The 18439-nt window shown below is 52.0% G+C and carries 20 protein-coding genes; 9 read left to right on the top strand and 11 right to left on the bottom strand.

The window, feature by feature from the left end:
• Positions 1-8: 8 nt before the first annotated feature.
• Both SD10_RS14695 and SD10_RS14690 read left to right on the top strand, forming a co-directional pair.
• Complete coding sequence (locus tag SD10_RS14695) at positions 9-875, top strand: glycosyltransferase family 2 protein (RefSeq protein WP_046574643.1); 867 nt, start codon at positions 9-11, stop codon at positions 873-875.
• Positions 868-2343 (top strand): T9SS type B sorting domain-containing protein, encoded by a 1476-nt coding sequence (locus SD10_RS14690; RefSeq protein WP_046574641.1) that lies wholly within the window; start codon positions 868-870, stop codon positions 2341-2343. Before SD10_RS14695 ends, SD10_RS14690 begins: the two co-directional genes overlap by 8 nt.
• Positions 2344-2426: 83 nt before the next feature.
• On the opposite strand, the gene SD10_RS14685 is transcribed toward SD10_RS14690, so the two are convergent.
• Positions 2427-2795, bottom strand: coding sequence for a single-stranded DNA-binding protein (locus SD10_RS14685; RefSeq protein WP_046574639.1), 369 nt, complete (start codon positions 2793-2795; stop codon positions 2427-2429).
• A gap of 175 nt (positions 2796-2970) precedes the next feature.
• Here SD10_RS14685 and SD10_RS14680 point away from each other — a divergent pair, with 175 nt between their 5' ends.
• Positions 2971-3639: an SGNH/GDSL hydrolase family protein gene (locus SD10_RS14680; protein ID WP_046574637.1), complete on the top strand. Its 669-nt coding sequence runs from the start codon at positions 2971-2973 to the stop codon at positions 3637-3639.
• Between the two features lie 406 nt (positions 3640-4045).
• On the opposite strand, the gene SD10_RS14675 is transcribed toward SD10_RS14680, so the two are convergent.
• The 8 genes from SD10_RS14675 to SD10_RS14640 form a co-directional block, all read right to left on the bottom strand.
• On the bottom strand, positions 4046-4258 hold the full coding sequence (locus tag SD10_RS14675) for a heavy-metal-associated domain-containing protein (RefSeq protein WP_046574635.1): 213 nt from the start codon (positions 4256-4258) through the stop codon (positions 4046-4048).
• Positions 4255-4578 carry a DUF3817 domain-containing protein gene (locus SD10_RS14670; RefSeq protein ID WP_046574633.1) on the bottom strand — a complete coding sequence of 108 codons (324 nt, stop codon included), beginning with the start codon at positions 4576-4578 and terminating at the stop codon, positions 4255-4257. Before SD10_RS14670 ends, SD10_RS14675 begins: the two co-directional genes overlap by 4 nt.
• 11 nt (positions 4579-4589) lie before the next feature.
• Positions 4590-5054 carry a hypothetical protein gene (locus SD10_RS14665; protein ID WP_046574631.1) on the bottom strand — a complete coding sequence of 155 codons (465 nt, stop codon included), beginning with the start codon at positions 5052-5054 and terminating at the stop codon, positions 4590-4592.
• A 69-nt stretch (positions 5055-5123) separates the two neighbouring features.
• Positions 5124-6044 (bottom strand): helix-turn-helix domain-containing protein, encoded by a 921-nt coding sequence (locus SD10_RS14660; RefSeq protein WP_046574630.1) that lies wholly within the window; start codon positions 6042-6044, stop codon positions 5124-5126.
• 94 nt (positions 6045-6138) lie between these two features.
• Complete coding sequence (locus tag SD10_RS14655; RefSeq protein ID WP_046574628.1) at positions 6139-6330, bottom strand: hypothetical protein; 192 nt, start codon at positions 6328-6330, stop codon at positions 6139-6141.
• 304 nt (positions 6331-6634) lie between these two features.
• Entirely contained in the window at positions 6635-6991 is a 357-nt protein-coding gene (locus SD10_RS14650) for a nuclear transport factor 2 family protein (protein WP_046574626.1), read from the bottom strand.
• A gap of 10 nt (positions 6992-7001) precedes the next feature.
• On the bottom strand, positions 7002-7571 hold the full coding sequence (locus tag SD10_RS14645) for a DUF1572 family protein (RefSeq protein WP_046574625.1): 570 nt from the start codon (positions 7569-7571) through the stop codon (positions 7002-7004).
• Positions 7572-7629: 58 nt separating this feature from the next.
• The gene (locus tag SD10_RS14640) at positions 7630-8829 is read right to left on the bottom strand and encodes an aminotransferase class V-fold PLP-dependent enzyme (protein ID WP_046574624.1); all 1200 of its coding nucleotides are present in this window, start codon (positions 8827-8829) and stop codon (positions 7630-7632) included.
• Between the two features lie 197 nt (positions 8830-9026).
• On the opposite strand from SD10_RS14640, the gene SD10_RS14635 reads away from it, so the two are divergent.
• The 4 genes from SD10_RS14635 to SD10_RS14625 are packed head-to-tail and all read left to right on the top strand — an operon-like array spanning position 9027 to position 13357.
• Positions 9027-10469, top strand: coding sequence for an aminotransferase-like domain-containing protein (locus SD10_RS14635; protein ID WP_046574622.1), 1443 nt, complete (start codon positions 9027-9029; stop codon positions 10467-10469).
• A complete protein-coding gene (locus tag SD10_RS30375; RefSeq protein WP_316933114.1) occupies positions 10466-11560 on the top strand; it encodes a CocE/NonD family hydrolase in 1095 nt (364 codons plus the stop codon). Before SD10_RS14635 ends, SD10_RS30375 begins: the two co-directional genes overlap by 4 nt.
• Complete coding sequence (locus tag SD10_RS30370) at positions 11469-12374, top strand: CocE/NonD family hydrolase (protein ID WP_316933113.1); 906 nt, start codon at positions 11469-11471, stop codon at positions 12372-12374. The genes SD10_RS30375 and SD10_RS30370 overlap by 92 nt, the downstream gene beginning before the upstream one ends.
• 53 nt (positions 12375-12427) lie before the next feature.
• Positions 12428-13357: a ketopantoate reductase family protein gene (locus tag SD10_RS14625; protein WP_046574620.1), complete on the top strand. Its 930-nt coding sequence runs from the start codon at positions 12428-12430 to the stop codon at positions 13355-13357.
• A gap of 68 nt (positions 13358-13425) precedes the next feature.
• On the opposite strand, the gene SD10_RS14620 is transcribed toward SD10_RS14625, so the two are convergent.
• A complete protein-coding gene (locus tag SD10_RS14620) occupies positions 13426-14445 on the bottom strand; it encodes a sugar phosphate isomerase/epimerase family protein (RefSeq protein ID WP_046574618.1) in 1020 nt (339 codons plus the stop codon).
• Positions 14446-14699: 254 nt separating this feature from the next.
• Between SD10_RS14620 and SD10_RS14615 the strand changes: the two genes are divergently transcribed.
• On the top strand, positions 14700-15191 hold the full coding sequence (locus SD10_RS14615; RefSeq protein ID WP_179945464.1) for a hypothetical protein: 492 nt from the start codon (positions 14700-14702) through the stop codon (positions 15189-15191).
• A 31-nt stretch (positions 15192-15222) separates the two neighbouring features.
• On the opposite strand, the gene SD10_RS28780 is transcribed toward SD10_RS14615, so the two are convergent.
• Entirely contained in the window at positions 15223-17583 is a 2361-nt protein-coding gene (locus tag SD10_RS28780; protein WP_052731190.1) for a PAS domain-containing sensor histidine kinase, read from the bottom strand.
• 413 nt (positions 17584-17996) lie between these two features.
• On the opposite strand from SD10_RS28780, the gene SD10_RS14605 reads away from it, so the two are divergent.
• Positions 17997-18404 carry a PadR family transcriptional regulator gene (locus tag SD10_RS14605; RefSeq protein ID WP_046574616.1) on the top strand — a complete coding sequence of 136 codons (408 nt, stop codon included), beginning with the start codon at positions 17997-17999 and terminating at the stop codon, positions 18402-18404.
• Positions 18405-18439: the final 35 nt, after the last annotated feature.

The following is an 18439-nucleotide window of genomic DNA, read 5'->3' as shown; positions in this document are numbered from 1 at the left end:
GACACACAATGAGCATTTTCAACGCGCCCACTTGGCTTGAGCAGTTCAATTTCCCTTATACGTCATACGACGACGTACCCCAATCGACGTTCGATGCCATCAACCGGGATCTGGATGCGCTTCAGCATCCCGAACCCCTCGTGAGTATTGTTATTCCGGCCTGGAATGAAGAGGTGAATATTCTCCGCAGTATTGCCTCGCTGGCTAAACTAAAGACGTCCATTCCCCTGGAGATTCTGGTTGTCAATAACAACTCCACCGATCAGATGCAGAAGACGCTGGATCAACTGCATGTTCGGTCGGTATTTCAGCCCATACCGGGTTGGGGCCCGGCCCGGCAAATGGGACTCGAGCAGGCGAGGGGTAAATACCTGCTGACGGCCGATGCCGATGGAATCTACCCGCCCGAATGGGTGAACGAAATGATGGCGGTATTGCAGCAACCGGGCGTCATCTGTGTGTGTGGTCGTTATTCGTTTATTCCCGCGCCGGGCTTTCCGCGCTGGGTATTGTCGATTCATGAAACATTGAAAGATACACTTGCAACGGCCCGCCATGTGAAACGACCTCACCTGAACGCGTATGGTATCAGCATCGGCTATGAGCGAAAGTATGCGCTCAAAATTGGCTATGTCATGCGCAAGGTCCGGGGAGAAGATGGCCGGATGTGTTTCGATATGCTGCAATATGGCAAGGTGAAACTGGTGAAGTCGAGAAAGGCCCGTGTCTGGACCGGTACCCGCACACTTCGGGTAGAAGGCAATGGAAGTTATGCCAGAGCCTTGTGGATGAAAGTAGGCCTCGAACTCCGGCGGTTGGGGGGACTCTTTGTGGCGCAGGCTCCCCATGATACAAAGACATCTGTGAATGAATAAGTGCGCGGTGGCCCTCAGCCTGTTTCTGCTACTGGCAACAGCCAGTGTGTGTCAGGCACAGTGCAGTGAGGGGGCTATCATTTGCGAAACGTTTGGCAGCGGGCCAAAGGGTCCGCTGCCGCAAGGGGTTACCAATTTCAGGTATGTCTCAAAAGCCTGCCCCGACGACGGTGAATACACTGTTCTGGACACCGTAGCCGGGAGTTGCCACGGAGAAGCCTGGCATGCCGTGCGGGAAGACCATACGCCGAACGACGTACGGGGCAATATGTTCGTTGTCAACGCGTCTTACCAGCCCAGTGAATTTTATAGCCAGAAAGTGGCAGGTCTTTGCCCTGGTGTGGTGTATGAGTTCTCGCTTTGGGCACTTAACCTGAACCGGATTTTGCAGGCGGGTGCCTGCGACGACTACAGCCTGCGCAATCCTATCATTGCCATGCGGATTGAACTGCCGGATGGTACGCTGATTAATGAAGTGGTGCAGCCCGCGATTGCCCGTTCCGCAACGCCCACCTGGACGCCCCTGTCCATGCAGTTCTCTATCCCCACAAGTGGCAATGATATTGTTGTTAAGCTCATCAACAAGGGGCTCGGAGGTTGTGGGAATGATCTGGTCATCGATGATATCAGTTTTCGGCCCATTCACCCGGTCCTGAATATTCAGTTTCCCGGCTCTTCAGCGGCTGAAATGACCGTTTGTGCCGATACCCAGCTTAAGCTAACCGTTGGCGCGGCCCCTGGGTATGTTAACCCGGTTTATCTATGGCAGCAAAGCCAGGACAACATAAACTGGACCCCCGCGCCCAACGGTAATCAGGCAACCTACGTTATTAATCCGGTTCGGGCGGGGCGCACCTATTACCGGCTTCGAAACACCCAGGCCATCAATGCCGCTGCCGTGGGTAGTGCCCAGTGCTCCTCCGTATCGAATGTCCTGGTTGTGAATGGGCGTCCGGATAGTCCTTTCAGCCTGGGCGATGATCTGGCGCTCTGCCAGGGCCTTGCGAAAGTGTTGGGGAAAACGGATGCCTGGCCAGCCGGTACCACCTTTCTATGGTCTGATCAAAGCACGAATGCCACCCTCAAGGTTACTACGCCCGGTACATATTGGCTGGAAACGAGCCTGAATGGATGTACGTATCGGGACACTGTCGAGGTGAATCATCAAAACTGTCGGCTTAGTGATATTTATGTTCCCGATGCGTTTTCTCCCAATGGGGATGCCTATAACGACCAGTTTCTGGTGTTGCATGAAGGCCTGTTTACAACCTTCGCGTTTCGGGTTTATGACCGTTGGGGAAGCGTGATTTTCTTTAGCCAGCAGGCCGACATTGGCTGGGATGGTACGTACCGCAACCGCCCCTGTTCTGCCGATGTATATGCCTGGACGGTTGATTACAGTGTTATGGATCAGACCAATAAGGAAGAACATTTTGTCCGGAGCGGGCGGGTGCTGCTGGTACGCTAGCGGTGCCTGAAGGCGGGTTGTACAACAGCGTACCCGTGTGGTTTATGTACATGATGGTACGCCCTGGTGAGAACAGCTGATTCTCAGGTAAATTTTCCCAGCTCATCCATATAAATAGCGTTGCCTTTATCGAGAACAACCAAATGTTCGCCCATAATTTCAGTTACGTAGCAGGTTTGCCCTTCTGTATCGTCGACCGGATGGGTCTTGAGTTTACCTTCCAAAAAGATCAGACTTCCTCTTTGCAGGTATTTATGCGCCAGTTCAGCCAGTTCTCTCCGTAAGACAATCGTGTGTTGTTCTGTGTTTGTCTGTATCTGTCCATTTTTATCGTTGACGGTTTCCGTAGTCGTTAGCAAAAACCTGGCTACACTGATACTGCCTTCCAGATGCTGGATTTCGATATCTTTAGATATGCTCCCGATCAGGGTTACTTTATTTAATCCTCTCATAGTTTAGGGATATACTAGGTTGACCAGATTTTGGATTTATCTTTAATCAAAAAGAATAAGTTACCGACTAAGTGCCTATCAGACGAAGAATGGATTTGTTGGTAACGTTAGTTACTTGGGTTATAAAGTGAATCCGGCAATGAGTAATGGACAGCGGCTTGTTCCTTTATCAGGAATGACTATACTTATTCGATCTCTGCTTTTCGTCGCCACCGCTGGCTTACTGGCCCTGACCGTTGCCAAACCCACCCGAGTTGTGTTCTTCGGGGATTCCATCACCCAGGCGGGCGTGAACCCCGGCGGCTACATTGACCGCCTGAAAAAAATGCTTCCCGCCGAGCAGTTCGAGTTGGTGGGAGCTGGAATCGGCGGCAATAAAATTTATGATTTATTCCTGCGTATGGACGATGACGTGCTGGCCAAACAGCCCGATGTCGTGATTGTATGGGTAGGCGTGAATGATGTGTGGCACAAAGCCTCGTTTGGGACGGGTACCGACCCCGACAAGTTTGTGAAATTTTACGAAGCGGTTATCCGGAAACTTCAGGCCGCCAATGCGAAAGTGATGCTTTGCACACCGGCAACCATCGGGGAAAAAACGGATTTCAGTAACCAGCAGGATGGCGATCTGAACCAATACAGTCAACTGATCCGCGATCTGGCCAAACGGCAAAACATACCACTGATCGACCTTCGCAAGGCGTTTCTGGACTACAACCTGAAGAACAATCCGGAAAACAAAGAGAAGGGTATTTTAACTACCGACCGTGTTCACCTGAACGAAGCGGGGAATCAGCTTGTGGCCGAACAAATGCAGAAGGCGCTGCTGGGCATGGGAAAGTGAGTAGGTCGTTGACCTGTTTTTAAAGCCAATCTACGCGGGAGTTAATTGTGATCTTGTGCGCTCCCGAACTAAACGGGGCTGCAATTTCATCGGCAGCTAACTCGCCCCAGCTAATGAGTGCAGCCTAAGGATACTGATGAGTAATGGATTGGTGGGTACGGTGTTGTTTTGTTACGATCCGCCATCCGTAAAGGGATGCTTTGCTAAAATAAGGTTGTGGTTGTCGCGTTCTTTTTTCTGCCAGTTACGGTTGATGACTTCCTAAAAGTTCTTCCTGGTTGTCAAATCGTAGGTAATTAACCATGAGCCGTAACCGGCGTTTCCAGGTTCAGTTAGGAAGGATGCGTTGGTGAGTTTCATAACCAGCAAAAGCCGAGCATCCCGCCCGGCTTTTGCTGTTTTATACTTATACTAGTTCCTCACACATAAAACCAGCTTCATGCATCACCTGAAGGATGGCATGGGGAGAGATACGGGTGGTTTCTACGCGCAGAATTTTGTCGCAATCATCTAGGTCGACGGTCCAGCGGATGGCATTGCCAAAACGGCTTAAGGCCTTGGTAACGGTTTGCTTGCACCCGGCGCAAACCATGTTGGTTTTAAACACCAGTACGGTCATTGAGGTGTTGGCCGGCCGGGTAAGTGACGAAAGATTTTATGATCTGCGTAGAAGGTACCTCCCGGAACAATCGATGCCACTAGCGCTAACAGCGTTTTACCCAAAGGCCATTCGTATTCGGTCTTCGCCTGAATAACCGTCAATACGTAAAACAAAAACAGTAGGCCATGAATGGGGCCAATGAGTTGAACCACTTCCGGGTGCCCGCCCAGGCGCTTCAGCGGGACACCAATAAATAAGAGCAGCAGGTATGAAACCCCTTCTGCCAGCCCCACAACCCGTAGGCGAATTTTGGGCGAATTAAACAGCGTATCGGTCATTGTGTATACAGTTAAAAAGTTCGTGTCCAGGGACGAGTAGCTAAGGGCGAAAAGGGCCAGGGTATAGCGATCAAAATCAGGATAAGGCCGATGGTGAAATAAATCGCCGTGGTCTTAAATTTCTGCTTAGCGTCGGTCTGCCGCTTTGCCTTGCTTGAGCCAACGGTCATTATGATGACGGAGGTGAACATTAACCCAATATGAATCAAGCCAAAGAACCTAAACTCGGGCGCATCGGTGCCCGCGCCTAAGTGCCAGTAATAGCTGACAATCGGGCTAATGGCGTAAAGGTAAAAACCAATTAGCAGTTGTGTATGCGCAATAGATGTGGCCACAACCCGTACCGTCTGGTCGGCTGGTCGGTAGGAGCGGCCCCCTAACCAGCCTGAATAGCCGCTGACCAGCACCGCCAGTAGGCTGGCCAGCACGAGCCAGCGAAAAGCATTATGAATAACTAAAACGATTGGGTAAACCATTAATGAATAGTGGGTTAAATTTTCGCAAAGTTCATGGCTGCCGATTATTAACTGTTAGGCCAGATTCGTCTAAAGTTGGTCTAAAGCAATCATTTTCCGAAAGTCGGTCGGGCTGAGGTGTGTATACTTCCGAAATAGTTTGCCAAAACTTGACTGATCATCGAAGCCCATTTCAAGGGCAATCTGAGCGACCGTCAGGTTTGACTGGAACAATAAAACTTTCGTTTCCAGAACAATACGCTCGTCGATCCAGACAGATGGCGACTGGCCGGTATGGGCTTTAACTACTTTATTTAAGTGGTTAGGGCTAACATTTAGTTGATCGGCATACTGGCTGACCAATCGCTTTTCGCGAACGCTCTCGGTAAGTAAGTCCATGAACCGTTGGACCAGACGATCTCCGGCATCAATTTTAGCCGGGGCCTTGCTGACGTAAACCCGATTGATTTCGATGAGGAGGGCGGCTAAATATGGGCGAATCAGGTCGGTTTTATCGGCTCCATTTTCGTAATAATCAATCGTGAGCCGGTCAAGTATGTTGGTAATGAAGCCCGTTTGCTGTATCGACAGGGGGATGCGTGGCTGGCTGGTTAATTTCAGAAAGTCAAAATCGACATCACTGGCTGAATTTAGAACTAGCTCGTTGCTGAAGAAACACATGAAGCCACGGGCATTTTCGGGAATATCAATGAGCGAAAAAATCTGCATGGCTGGTACCATCAGTACGTCCTGAGCAGCAAGCGTGTAAGAATGTTGTCCTACGGTTGCCGTTAGCTGGCCAGCTGTTACCAGAAACAGCGCATGATTACTTGTTCGGGAAGGAGGGAGGGGGAGTTTAATGACGGGACGACCGTATTCGAGCGATGAGATAATAAACTGATTAAAGTTAGGCTTAAACCGACTGGTCCACGATTCATCCTGTATCAGGAAACGTTCGCGGGCCATGGCCGGACTAATAGCCGGAAATGAACTCTCAGAAAGTGAAGGCATGGGGGTAGCTGTTAACGATGCCCCAAGATAGACTCCAGGTGGCTTAAACCCCAATTCTGGTCTTAACCACGTTAAACCGCAGGCGGTGTCCAGTTCAATCGGGCCATTTCTCCAGGCCTGCCGCAATACGCAGAGCCCGCTGAACGTCTTCCCAATAATAGCCACTGTCATAACCGGTGGACAGCCTATCGCAGATGCTAAGAAAATCAGTTGCGTCTTCCACCTGCTGTTTCAGGACGATCGTCGGGTCGGGCTGCCGGGGTTGTTGATCAGACTGGGCTTCCATGGTTACTTGGTCAAAATGTAGGAGGCACGAAAAAAGCCTCACCAGGAAAAGGGGAGGCTTGACGAAACGTAACAGGTATAAAACGTCGATTTGAGCCGTTTATTGTGTGCCCTGAAACAGGAAGGGCCTAATTTGGCAAAATTTTAGGCCTCAATGGCAGCGGCCATTTGTTCAAGGGTCGCAAGATGGGTTTAAGACACACTATGGGTTATCTGTGAGTAGGAGTCGATCAGGTGCGCGGCAGAAAAACGCATAGTTCCTAAAGATGCTGTGAGTGCACTTTGACTTGTTTTTAGCGTAGATTTCACCCGGCATAGTGACAAAACACCTTCCTGGCTTTACCCATCTCATCCAGTTGGAAAACTTCGCTGGCCAGTCGGTTATTGACCGACGTGTAGTAAATAACCAGGGTGTCGATTCCGACAAAAACGGTATGCAACGTAAAGTGTAGATCGGGGTAGGTGGTCAGGCCCAGCTGAAAATAGCGCGCCAGATCGCGCTTGCTGGTGATACGGCCTGACTCATTGAACTTCAGGAGCGGAATAAAAGGCGAATAAAATTCCAACTCGTCGGTATAATGGGACAGAATGGCGTCCAGATCGTGCGCATTAAATGCACGGATCCATTCATCGGCAAATTGAGTGGCTTGTTGTTGCGTCATGGTTTTTGGCTTATTGGTGATCCGGTTTCAGATAAGCGTCAGTAAAATGTTCTCTATGTTTGGGCTGGGCGAATTTCTCGGCGTTAAATTGCCTGGACTCACCTCTTGGAATCGAGAGCGACGTCCAGTTTTTCGCCAGCATTTTCCCCAGAAAAACCAGTTGGCCGATGTGGTACGAATAATGAGCCAACTGCCGGTTGATGGCTTCCACCACCGTATGGCCCTGATGTCGGATATAGACTATTTTGGAAAGGTCATCTTCCTGTAATGAGTTGAGGGTGTCTAAAAGAACGCGCCAGCCTTCATCCCATTTCTGCTGTAGTTCATCTCTGGACTGGCTATCATTGGCAAACTCGCCCTCCCGATCGCGCCATTCTTTCTCCCCATCAGTCGAGAGGAAATCCGTCCAGCGACTCAGCATATTCCCCCAAAGGTGGTTCACCAGAATGGCAATGCTATTGCTTTCCGGGTTGTAATGCCAGAAAAGCGCGTCGTCGGGCAGTTGTGCCAATGTTTTTTCTCCGAGTAGTTTATAATACTCAAATTGGCTGATCACACTTTTTAAATAATCGTTCTGCATGCTGTACGTGGCGTTATGGCTTACAATTAACCGTAAATTTTCCTGAAGCAGAAAAGGCTCACCGTAAAAAACGGGCGATCAGGCTGACCACTTCGTCTATTTCGTCCAGCATATTAAAATAATGGGGCGACAATCGGACCACCCAGTCTACACCCTTTCGTTGAAAATCGATCCGGGCTCCCTGGGGATACTGGACCGTGAAAAGCACTCGCCCGTGTCGGAGGGCGGCTTCCAGCGCGGGCAGCGACTGGCGGCCCGTGTGAAAGGTCAGGATATTGCTTTGCCGGGAGCCCCAGTCCAGCAGGGTCAGCCCGTCGAGTGATTCCAGACCCGTTCGGAGCCGGTGCATCAGGCGTAGGTTCTGTTGGGAAATAGCCTTTATGCCCACCTGATTGGCGTACCGAACCGCTTCGGCCAGTCCAACGCTGAGCAACGAAATCTCCTGTGGCTCAAATCGGCGGGCACTGGTCTGCAAAGCGTAGGTATCTGGCTCAGTCCAGGTAGCGGCCCGCCGGTCGATGAACAGGGGCGCCAATCCGGCCTCCAGCGCCCTATCCGATACGTAAAGAAAACCGGTGTTACGCGGGCCACGCAGAAACTTACGGCCTGTTGCTACCAGAAAGTCGGGCTGAATCCGGGTGACATCGAGTGGCAATTGCCCCACCGATTGGGCCGCATCGAGCAGATACCAGACGCCGTATTGCCGGCAGAGGTTGCCCACTTCTTCAGCAGGCAACACCAGACCGGAGTTCGTCGGTATGTGGGTAGCCGCGACCAGTACCGGCCGGTGTGTTCGTATCAACTCCTCCAGGTGAGTTAGATCAAGGTCGCCGTTGGGCAGGTCATTGATCCGCAGTAGCCGGATGCCCAACCGCTGCTGCATCGACAGAAACGCCAGTTGGTTAGAGACATAATCGTTCGAAGTGGTCAGAATCGTATCGCCCGCCCGGAAGGGTATGGCCGACAGCGCCTGAATCGTGGCATCGGTAGCACTATAGGCATAGGCAATGTTGCCGGGGTTCGTGTTCAGTAGCCGGGCCGCTTCATCATAAAAGCGGTTGATCTGGCCCATTCGTAACCGTTCAACTTCATAACCGCCCAGTTGGGTTTCCTGCTGAAGGTAATCCCGCATCGCTGTTACAACAGGTTGCGGCATCAAGGAAGCACCGGCACTATTCATGAACAGGCATTCTTGGCAGCCTGGTGTATCTGCCCGCAGCCGGGCGACATCGAGAAAGGAAGTTGTTTGGAATTGCATGGGACAAAACAAGTGAACGGGCAATTCCCTAAACAGATACACTTTAGGCGTTACCAGCCCATACAGCTTTCTTTTTCGCGGCTGGCTGGATATAGTCAAACTGTACGGCTTAGTTTCACAAAATCTGTATGGTAACGCGTACAGATGAGACCGTTATTTTTGCTCAATAAAGCAGAATCGCTATACCCAAACTGACTATGGCCCTTTCTACCCCTAAATATCAGCAGATCGCTCGGCAACTGGGCGATAAGCTGCGGTTGGGTATGCTAACCGGGGGCGATAAACTTCCGTCTGTTCGTATGCTCAGTCAGGAGCTTGGAGTCAGCATCAATACAGTACAACAGGCCTATTACTGCCTGGAAGCCGAAGGGTTGGTGGAAGCCCGGCCCCAGTCAGGCTATTACGTCCGAACCCTGATCGAACGGATGGGCCAGGTACCACGCCGGTCCGCGCCCCAGGCAATGGCCCACCAAATTAGCCAGTCTGATCAGGAATCCGTACTGCTGAGGCTGATGCGCCAGCAACGGCTGCCCGGCTGGCTCCCGTTTTCATTAAGTGTGCCGGCTCCTTCACTACTGCCTGTCGGTAAGTTAATGAAGGCTTTCCAGCAGGCCCAGCGCGAGCTCCCGCATGGCGGAATCGAGTACGAACTAATGGCCGGTAATGCGGCTCTACGGCGGCAGATTGCCCGGTACGCCCTATACTGGGGTGGGCAACTTACCGATGAGGAAATTATCACAACGGAGGGTTGCACGGCTGCGCTCACCCTATGCCTGAAGACTGTCGTCCGGCCGGGCGATACTGTGGCTGTAGAAAGCCCCATCTATTTCGGTATCTTACAGACCATTCTCTCGCTGGGCCTGAAGGTGCTCGAACTGCCCACAGATTCCCTGACGGGCATTGACCTGGACGTGCTGGAAGGCCATTTGGAGTCGGGTCGGATACAAGCCTGTTTGCTGGTGCCCAACTTTAGTAATCCGCTCGGCAGTTGTATGCCGAATGCCCATAAGCAACGGCTGGTGCAGTTGATGGAGACGCACCAAATTCCCCTGATCGAAGATGACCTCTACGGCGATCTGCATTTTGCGCCTGACCGCCCGTTGCCCTGCAAAGCTTTTGACCGACAGGGCCTCGTCTTGTGGTGTGGCTCGGTCAGTAAAACCCTGGCCCCCGGCTACCGGGTGGGCTGGGTGGCTCCCGGACGCTATTACGATGCGCTGCTACAGGTGAAGCGCTACCAGTCCGGTTTCTCCCCAGGGATTACCCAGCAGGCAGTGGCCAATTTTCTGGCCAATGACCGGTATGAGTTGCACCTGCGCCGACTGCGGCAGCGACTGAAAAGCAACTGCCAACGCTACCAGCAAACCATTCGGAGCTACTTCCCCGACGGTACGCGCATCAGCGAGCCACAGGGCGGCTTTACTTTATGGGTTGAAATCGATGCCAGGGTGAATACGCTGCATCTGGCTGATCAATTGGCTCCGTATAAAATCAGTATCATGCCCGGTAGTTTGTTCAGCCTCCAGCCACAGTATGCCAACTGCATGCGGCTCAGTTACGGGCTGCCTTTTGACGAGCACGTTGCCTGGGGCCTGCAAACCATCGGACAGCTTATTCACCAACAGTTGCCGTTGATATGATAAAAGATCTATTCCGGCGGGTCATTGTCCTATCCGCCGTCTTTGCTCAATTCCTGTCGGTATCTCTGCTTACTTCCGTATGCGCGGCTGTCCCGGTGGCCGAGCGGTATCAGAAGCTGGAATACCGAATACCGATGCGCGACGGGGTTACGCTCTATACCGCCGTGTATGTGCCACGCGATGCATCTCCGGGCCATACCTATCCCTTTCTGATGCAACGGACCTGCTTTGGGTCCAGGCCCTATGGTCCTGATCAGTACCCATCCGCCCTGGGCCCTTCGCCCACGCTTCAGGCGGATGGGTACATTTTTGTGTATCAGGATGTGCGGGGGCGCTGGGCGTCGGAAGGCCGCTGGACCAACATGACACCCATTGTCAGCGACCGGACAAAATCGCCAGGCTCCGGGCCTGTCGACGAAGGCACTGATACCTACGACACCATTGACTGGCTGCTCAGCCATGTGCACCATCACAACGGCCGGTTCGGGCTGTGGGGCATGAGTTATGCGGGTTTTTATGCCATAGCCGGTTCGATCAATGCCCATCCGGCGCTGAAGGCCTCGTCGCCCCAAGCCCCCATTGCTGACCTTTTTCGCGATGATATTCACCATAATGGAGCGTTCACGCAGGTTTATTTACAGGCCTATCCGCTGTTCGGTGACCGTCCATCCGGACCAACGACCAACCCCTGGTTCATGGCTGATTGGATACAGACGGGAGGCCAGACGGAATATGCCTGGCATATGGGCCTGGGGCCGCTGGCCAATGCGCAGCCCTATCTGGCCCGAAATGTGTTCTGGCAGCAAACGGTGGCCCATCCCAATTACGATACCTTCTGGCAGGAGCGAAACCTACTGCCTCATCTGAGGAAGGTTCGGCCTGCGGTGCTGGTGGTTGGTGGCTGGTTCGATGCCGAAGATCTGTACGGACCCCTGAGCATTTACAAGACGCTTGACCAACACAGCCCGGAATCGCATCTGGTGCTGGTGATGGGGCCGTTTGGGCACCGGGGCTGGTCGGAAGAGACCGGTCATACGCTCCATAACGATCTGTATTTTTGGCGACAGTCTGGCAACCTATTATCAGCGTGAACTGGAAGCGCCTTTCTTTCATCATTACCTGAAAGGCGCTGGCGATGGCAAAACGGGGTTACCTAAAATCTGTCTGTTCGATACAGGGCTGAAGACTTGGAAAACGTTTTCGACCTGGCCCGCATCCGCCAGCCACCGCCTAAGCTGGTATTTAACCCCAACGGGGCAGCTAAGTACACAGGTTACTAACCCGACCCGTTTTCGGGAATATGTCAGCGACCCCGCTCATCCAGTCCCTTACAGCGAAGCGACCCTGACGGCCGAATCTGATTTCAGTGCGTTATTTAGTTATATGTCGGCCGATCAGCGGTTTGCCAGTAAGCGGGCTGATGTGCTCACCTTTCAAACGGACATACTTACCCAAAACCTGACAGTAGGTGGAGAAATTGCAGTTCGGTTGAACGTCAGCACCACGGGTAGCGACGCCGACTGGGTCGTTAAGCTCATTGATGTGTATCCACCCGACGAGCCGAATCATCCCTACCAGCCCAACGCCCAAACGCCATTAGCCAGTTATCAGCAGTTGGTCAGGGCGGATGTGATGCGGGGCCGGTTTCGGCACAGTTTCGAAAAACCCGAACCCTTCATCCCGAATCAGGTCACAGAGGTGACGTTTCAGTTGCCCGACGTGCTGCATACGTTTAAAAAAGGACATCGGGTCATGATTCAGGTGCAAAGTAGCTGGTTTCCGCTGATCGACCGAAACCCGCAGACGTTCGTAGAAAACATTTATAAAGCAGGAGCCGCTGACTTTCAACCGGCCCGTCATCGGCTGTATGGGGCTTCTGTCATTGAGGTGACCACCTTACCCTGAACAAATCACCTTAACAAGCCTGGTCGTTTCTTGACCGAGACAACCCACCGCTCATGGAAAACCCTGTTTATATAATTGGAGCCGGCGCTATTGGTATGACCTTAGCTGTGCTGCTGAAGCAGTCCGGCAAAGAAGTCATGTTGCTGCACGGTCGGAAAGGGAGCGTCCCGGAAACCGAAGAAACCAGTATTACCGTTGAGCTCAGCGATGGTACAGCCGTGACAGCGTCTGTTCCCATCCGCACCCTGGAACAGGTGGGCCTTTTGAACGGCCTTGTGTTGCTGACCAGCAAATCGTTCGGCAACCCGGAGCTGGCCCAGCGATTAAGAGGAAAGACAGGTCAGTCGCCCCTGGTTTTGCTGCAAAACGGGCTGGGTATCGAAGAGCCGTTTTTAGACGCCGGTTTCCCTGCCGTGTATCGGTGCGTGTTATTGGCGACTAGTCAGGTGCAGGCTCCGCATGTGGTGAGCTATAAGCCCGTTGCGGCTTCGGCAATTGGGGTAGTTCAGGGCCATGAATCCATACTGACAGCACTTGTCGAACAGATGAGTACACCCCAGTTCCCGTTCCGCGCCGAGCGAGCCATTCAGCAGACTATCTGGGAAAAAGTGATCACCAACTGTGTTTTCAATGCCATCTGCCCACTGCTGGGGATCGATAATGGCATTTTTCACCGGAATGTGCCAGCGCTGGCGTTGGCTGGTGAGATCATCGACGAATGTGTGGCTGTGGCCGAAGAAGTGGGCATCAACCTAAACCGGGAGGCCGTAGAACAGCGACTGCTGCAGATCAGTCAACGTTCCGATGGCCAGCTGATTTCTACCCTGGTTGACATTAACCACGGTCGCGAAACGGAAATCGATACACTAAACCTGGCTGTCGCCCGTCTGGCTGAACGGCTGGGTAAGCCTGAACTGGCCAACCGAACTCGATTATTGGGCGAACTAATCCGTATAAAGGCAGACACCAACCGCGTTCCGTAGGAAATAACCAACCCAGTTAATACGCCCTGGGAGCCTACCGAAGAAGTATCCCCTTAGTTGATAGGTGTCTATTTTACAAACGGAGCTTGATTCACATACGAATAGGACCTCTTCACCGCTTCTAATTGGGATACCGAAGAACTACTACTTGGATTCGGGTATTCAAGCTCGACATAATATCGTTCCAGACCACCTTTGGCATAACCGGCCGTAAAGATGTTAGCAAAGTTCATAAACCCCGTTGAACCCAGAATGTCCCGGTCTTTGATATGCAAAAGCGGAAAGCGGCCAGGGTAGCGGTTGAAATAGCTGACTGGGTCACACTGGCCCATGACGGCCCAATACACATCCATTTCAAAAAAAACCAGGGCAGGGTCGGTATGGGTCAACAAAAAATCATAGAAGATTTCGCTAGGGTAAGAGGTTGGAGTGATGGCCATCTCCGAGGACCAATCCTGGCCCCGCTTTAGTCCAATCCGTTTGAACTCCGCACTATGGTTGTGGTAGCCCCACCGCAGGTTGGCCTGTTTGGCGAGTTCACCGGTTTGGTTAAAGACGTCACAAACCCGTTTAGCGTCATCCACTGTATTGACAATGGGCATTGCCGGTTGTACCATCACTGGAACGCCTAAGGCCTGATGATCGGCAATGGCTCGTTTCCAAAAATCAATAATGGCCGGGATATTCTGTTTGGTGTAGGGTTGTATCTGGATGCTGCGCTCCCCTTTGCCTGAGCCACCACCATCGCCAAATTTGTAAACGCTTTGCAGGGGTGGTTCCAGGTGAGAACTGGTTGGCTCTAAGCCAATGTCTTCCAGGATTTTGCGATAATCGGTTAACGAATAGCCCAAGATAGAGCCCTTTTTGTCTTGCTGTTGATAGCCATAGAGTTCCACATGGGAAAAGCCGATGGCCTTCAACGCTTTCAGGGAGCCGATCATATCCTGCTTTAATTCCCGGCGGATGGAATAGGTCTGAATGCCAATTTTCTTGGTCTGTTGCGCAGTCACTGGCCAGCCATACGCCGATGAAACCAGTCCACCAGCTGCTACCAGGGCGTTTGTAAGCAATTCTCTTCTGTTCAGCATCAGGAGCGTAAAGGGTAGTGAAGCTAAGTTAAACGGTATTCTACTAAAAGGAAACGTGACGATTGAGTTGGACTGCTCAGGCGAGTTGGAGCGCCACATCTACTCGTAGCCACCTCATCAAGCCGCCAATTAACACCATAACCTCATAATTAGCCCTTTTTGCTGCCGTTTGCTTTGGTAAAGTGTTTCGCTTATGCCCAACTGATCGATGTAGGCGCAGTTTTGGACAAAACCTTTATTAATCTTTAAATACTATGAAAACGAAAGCCGTACTGGGTGGTCTGGTTGCGGGACTGGCCGGAGTAGCTGCCATGACACTAGCCGAGAAACTGGAGCAGTTAGTAACCAATCGTCCCAACTCGTACGTACCGGCTCACACCCTGGAGCGGTTACTTCGTCTTCCTCACAAACCCGACCAGCAGCGGCTAGGACTCAACTGGACCATGCACTGGGGGCAGGGGATCGTGTTAGGAATCGTTCGGGGCGTAATGGCTCAACACGGCATTAGAGGGCCGGTAAGCTCGTTTTTGTTCATGAACCTGCGGTTACTCAACGATCAAACTCTGGAGAATGCCACCGGTGTGGGTGCGCTACCCTGGAGCTGGCCTGCGGATGAGCAACTTATCGACTTGATGCACAAGGGGATCTATGCCTTCACCACTGGTGTCGTAGCAGATAATCTCGTTACAGGGCCTCCTCAATCGGCTGACCAGCGTGCAGGATGGCGCTTAGGTCAGAAAGCCTGAGCCTCCGGTTCGGTTGGTTCGTGCAACGCGTTTATGAAACGGGTAGATAAACGGTAAACGTAGCCCCTTCGCCCTCCCGGCTCCAGACGGTGATTTCCCCACGGTGGTTGTCGACTACTTTCTTGACGATAGCCAGACCAATGCCCGTACCACTGTAGTTACTGGTGCGGCCGTGTAGGCGCTGAAACGTACCGAAAACACGATCGCCATACTTTTTTGCATCAAAACCGATGCCGTTATCGGCGACTGAAATGGCCCAGAACGAGGCAACGGCTTCGGCTGCCAAATGAGCGGGTATTGCTGTCAGCTGTTCGTTGTCAGGCACTTTATTTGGCGAGCGGAGTTCGCAAGTGACCCGCACCTGGGGCCTCCGGCCCGCTTGCGTAAATTTCAGGGCGTTACTTAGTAAGTTCTGAAAAAGCTGGCGCAGTTGCAGCGCATCGCCCATGACAGTCGGTAAACTGGCGACGTCAACAGCTGCGTCTTTGTCAATAACGACCGCTTCCAGGTCCATCAGTACTTCGTGCACCAGATTTTCCAACTCAACCGGTTGAAAGGTTTGCTGCTGGGTGGCTAGGCGGGACAGGGCCAGTATATCCCGGATAAGGCCCGACATACGGTCGGAAGCCGCCTGCATGCGTTGCAGCATTTCGCTTGCTTCCGTCGACAACTCCGTGGCGTGTTGTTGTAGCAGGATGTTGCTAAAGGAATGGATTTTACGCAGGGGTTCCTGTAAATCATGGCTGGCCACATAGGCAAAACTTTGCAGGTTCTCGTTGGACTTTATGAGTGTCCTGTTGGCCGCTTCAATATGCTGCTGAGCCTCATGTTCAAGCGTTTTGTCCTGTACGGTCAACACCATGCCGTCTCCCCGTTTAACGGCCGTATACCCAAACCAGCCGCTACGATTAGGGTAAGTATAGGCCCCTTCCCAGTGCCAGGGCTGCCCTGTCTCGATGACCCGCCGATAGCCGTCAAGGAGCCCCAATTCAACGACATCGGGAAAGAATGACCGCATGGTTTGGCCCAGCAGTTGCTCATCCGACCGACCAACGCGCTGGCGATTGACTTCGTTTTGCAATACATACCGCAGATCAATCAGGGTGCCGGCCTGGTCACGGACGGCATCGAACGCAATGACCGCGTTCGGCGATCCATCCAGTACCGATCGGATTAGCTCCGCCTGCTGCTCGGCCTGCCACTGAGCGGCTTTCAGATCATTGATAATCCGGTAGGTCGTAATCAGTCGGTTATGATTAGCCCGGCATACTTCGCCGATGATGTAATTCTTGTAGCCATCATACTGGTAGAATTCTTCGAATCGCTGGGGTTCGTCGGTTTGCAGAGCCGCTTGGTAGGCTGGCCAGTAGGATGACTGTCTGGCTGTGGGGAACAGGGTTATCAGGGTATTACCAATGACCTGCTCACGGCTCAGCCCCGTATCACGCAACATCTGATCCGAGACAAACTCATAGCGCAGATCGGCTAACTGGCCAGTCTCATCCCAGATGATCTGAAACACATTCAGCCCATGCGTGACAGCCCCTAAAACGGCCTGGAACGTATCGGCCTGGTACTTCAATTGCGACTCGATTTGCTTGCGCTCCGTAATGTCGGCAAAGGTGTGCATAATTCCCATCCCCAATTTGGTGATGGACACGTCAACCCAGATTTTAAACTCCGGATAATACTTCTCCAGTCGTAGCGGCTGGCCAGTTTGATACACGCTACGGTGTTCCTGAAACAACCCCCGCTCTTTGTAATCTGGATAAATCTCCGATGACAAACGTCCCGCTGTATTTTCCTGGGTAAGATTCGGCAAGCGGAAAGCAGTAGGGTTGGTGAACTGGAATCGAAAATCGGTCACTTGCCCCTCCTCATCCAGGACGGGCTCATACACGGCTATACCCACATACGCGTTGTTGAATACGGCCTGTAGTAACTCGGCCTGCTCGCGTTGTTTTTGCTCCGACTCGTGCAGGGCTGTGATGTCCCTGAAGCTAACCAGCACACCCACCCCCAGCCGGCGAACCTCCACCTCCAGCCAGCTTCGTAGCCCAAATTGATCGTAAAAGGTATCGAACGTGCGCGGCTGTTCATCGTTAAAAACCCGTCGGTAAATCGCAAAGTTTTCGGTTTCTTGCCAGCCAGGGAACAACTCGCCTACGCCCCGCCCATCCGTTAACTCCTGAATAGACTTCCCAAAACGACGGGCGTTATAGTCGTTGATGACGATGTTCCTGAAGTCAACGATCTGGCCAGTCTTGTCGTAGAGTGGCTCCAGCAGGGAGACGCCGGTTGTAATGTTGTTCAGAACGGCTTGTAATTGCTCGATCTGGTGCTTCAGTCGGTCATTTTCTTCCTGTATAGCTGTTTGGGTAGCAGTAAGCATCGAGGATAAGGGAGTCGTCTTTCTGTAAGCCGACAGGAATCAGATGGCCGACAAATAGCGGGTGAAGATACCCCTTTTCTACCATATGAGCTAATCCACGAAGAAGCCACACAAGGCTTTCAAGGGAGCCGTCGAGTTTGCCGATTAGGCGAATAAGGGCTATAGGCTGATACGAAAATGGACGTTGACTCTTGACGCTCAGTATTACGAAATAAAAGACTTTTCTGGATAGCGTGAGGAGATGTACAAAATTGAGAGACTATTACACGTACTCAATTCATAATTGTACTACCACTCATCCTCACTTTTTTGCCATTAATACCGAAATATGGATAAAAAATATAAGGTACCTTGCATCGCATAGTACCTTATTGTACCTTTGATACAAGAAATTAACGAAATCAAATACACCAATGAATATAGAAAATGCTCAGGTGCAAATGCGGAAGGGAATTCTGGAATTCTGCATTTTGCACATCATATCGAGGGGTGAAATATATGCCTCCGATATGCTCGACGAGCTGACTTCCGCCAGAATCATGGTTGTAGAGGGCACACTGTACCCGCTGTTAACCCGCTTGAAAAATGCCGGTCTGCTCGATTACAAATGGGTAGAATCTACGTCGGGGCCGCCACGTAAGTATTATATTCTAACCGATCTTGGCCGCAATTCGCTGGAATCCCTCAACGACACCTGGCAGGAACTTGCCGAATCTGTTAATGCGATCATTGGAAAAGTTGATCTCCATAAAAAGCTCACGAATGGTGCTGTTGCCGTTTCGCCCTCAGCCGATTCAACCATCCCTCCAGCCAACGCTTAACCTATTCCCTTCATAAAACCGCAACGTCGGACCGC

Source organism: Spirosoma radiotolerans (genome assembly GCF_000974425.1).
Lineage (GTDB): Bacteria > Bacteroidota > Bacteroidia > Cytophagales > Spirosomataceae > Spirosoma > Spirosoma radiotolerans.
Note: the sequence above shows the minus strand (reverse complement) of the source record. Positions and strands in the feature narration are given on the sequence as shown.

Bases quoted from the DNA above. Each gene is read 5' to 3' on its own strand.
- SD10_RS14695 (WP_046574643.1), top strand. From the start codon at position 9: ATGAGCATTTTCAACGCGCCCACTTGGCTTGAGCAGTTCAATTTCCCT.
- SD10_RS14690 (WP_046574641.1), top strand. From the start codon at position 868: ATGAATAAGTGCGCGGTGGCCCTCAGCCTGTTTCTGCTACTGGCAACA.
- SD10_RS14685 (WP_046574639.1), bottom strand. From the start codon at position 2,795: ATGAGAGGATTAAATAAAGTAACCCTGATCGGGAGCATATCTAAAGAT.
- SD10_RS14680 (WP_046574637.1), top strand. From the start codon at position 2,971: ATGACTATACTTATTCGATCTCTGCTTTTCGTCGCCACCGCTGGCTTA.
- SD10_RS14675 (WP_046574635.1), bottom strand. From the start codon at position 4,258: ATGACCGTACTGGTGTTTAAAACCAACATGGTTTGCGCCGGGTGCAAG.
- SD10_RS14670 (WP_046574633.1), bottom strand. From the start codon at position 4,578: ATGACCGATACGCTGTTTAATTCGCCCAAAATTCGCCTACGGGTTGTG.
- SD10_RS14665 (WP_046574631.1), bottom strand. From the start codon at position 5,054: ATGGTTTACCCAATCGTTTTAGTTATTCATAATGCTTTTCGCTGGCTC.
- SD10_RS14660 (WP_046574630.1), bottom strand. From the start codon at position 6,044: ATGCCTTCACTTTCTGAGAGTTCATTTCCGGCTATTAGTCCGGCCATG.
- SD10_RS14655 (WP_046574628.1), bottom strand. From the start codon at position 6,330: ATGGAAGCCCAGTCTGATCAACAACCCCGGCAGCCCGACCCGACGATC.
- SD10_RS14650 (WP_046574626.1), bottom strand. From the start codon at position 6,991: ATGACGCAACAACAAGCCACTCAATTTGCCGATGAATGGATCCGTGCA.
- SD10_RS14645 (WP_046574625.1), bottom strand. From the start codon at position 7,571: ATGCAGAACGATTATTTAAAAAGTGTGATCAGCCAATTTGAGTATTAT.
- SD10_RS14640 (WP_046574624.1), bottom strand. From the start codon at position 8,829: ATGCAATTCCAAACAACTTCCTTTCTCGATGTCGCCCGGCTGCGGGCA.
- SD10_RS14635 (WP_046574622.1), top strand. From the start codon at position 9,027: ATGGCCCTTTCTACCCCTAAATATCAGCAGATCGCTCGGCAACTGGGC.
- SD10_RS30375 (WP_316933114.1), top strand. From the start codon at position 10,466: ATGATAAAAGATCTATTCCGGCGGGTCATTGTCCTATCCGCCGTCTTT.
- SD10_RS14625 (WP_046574620.1), top strand. From the start codon at position 12,428: ATGGAAAACCCTGTTTATATAATTGGAGCCGGCGCTATTGGTATGACC.
- SD10_RS14620 (WP_046574618.1), bottom strand. From the start codon at position 14,445: ATGCTGAACAGAAGAGAATTGCTTACAAACGCCCTGGTAGCAGCTGGT.
- SD10_RS14615 (WP_179945464.1), top strand. From the start codon at position 14,700: ATGAAAACGAAAGCCGTACTGGGTGGTCTGGTTGCGGGACTGGCCGGA.
- SD10_RS28780 (WP_052731190.1), bottom strand. From the start codon at position 17,583: ATGCTTACTGCTACCCAAACAGCTATACAGGAAGAAAATGACCGACTG.
- SD10_RS14605 (WP_046574616.1), top strand. From the start codon at position 17,997: ATGAATATAGAAAATGCTCAGGTGCAAATGCGGAAGGGAATTCTGGAA.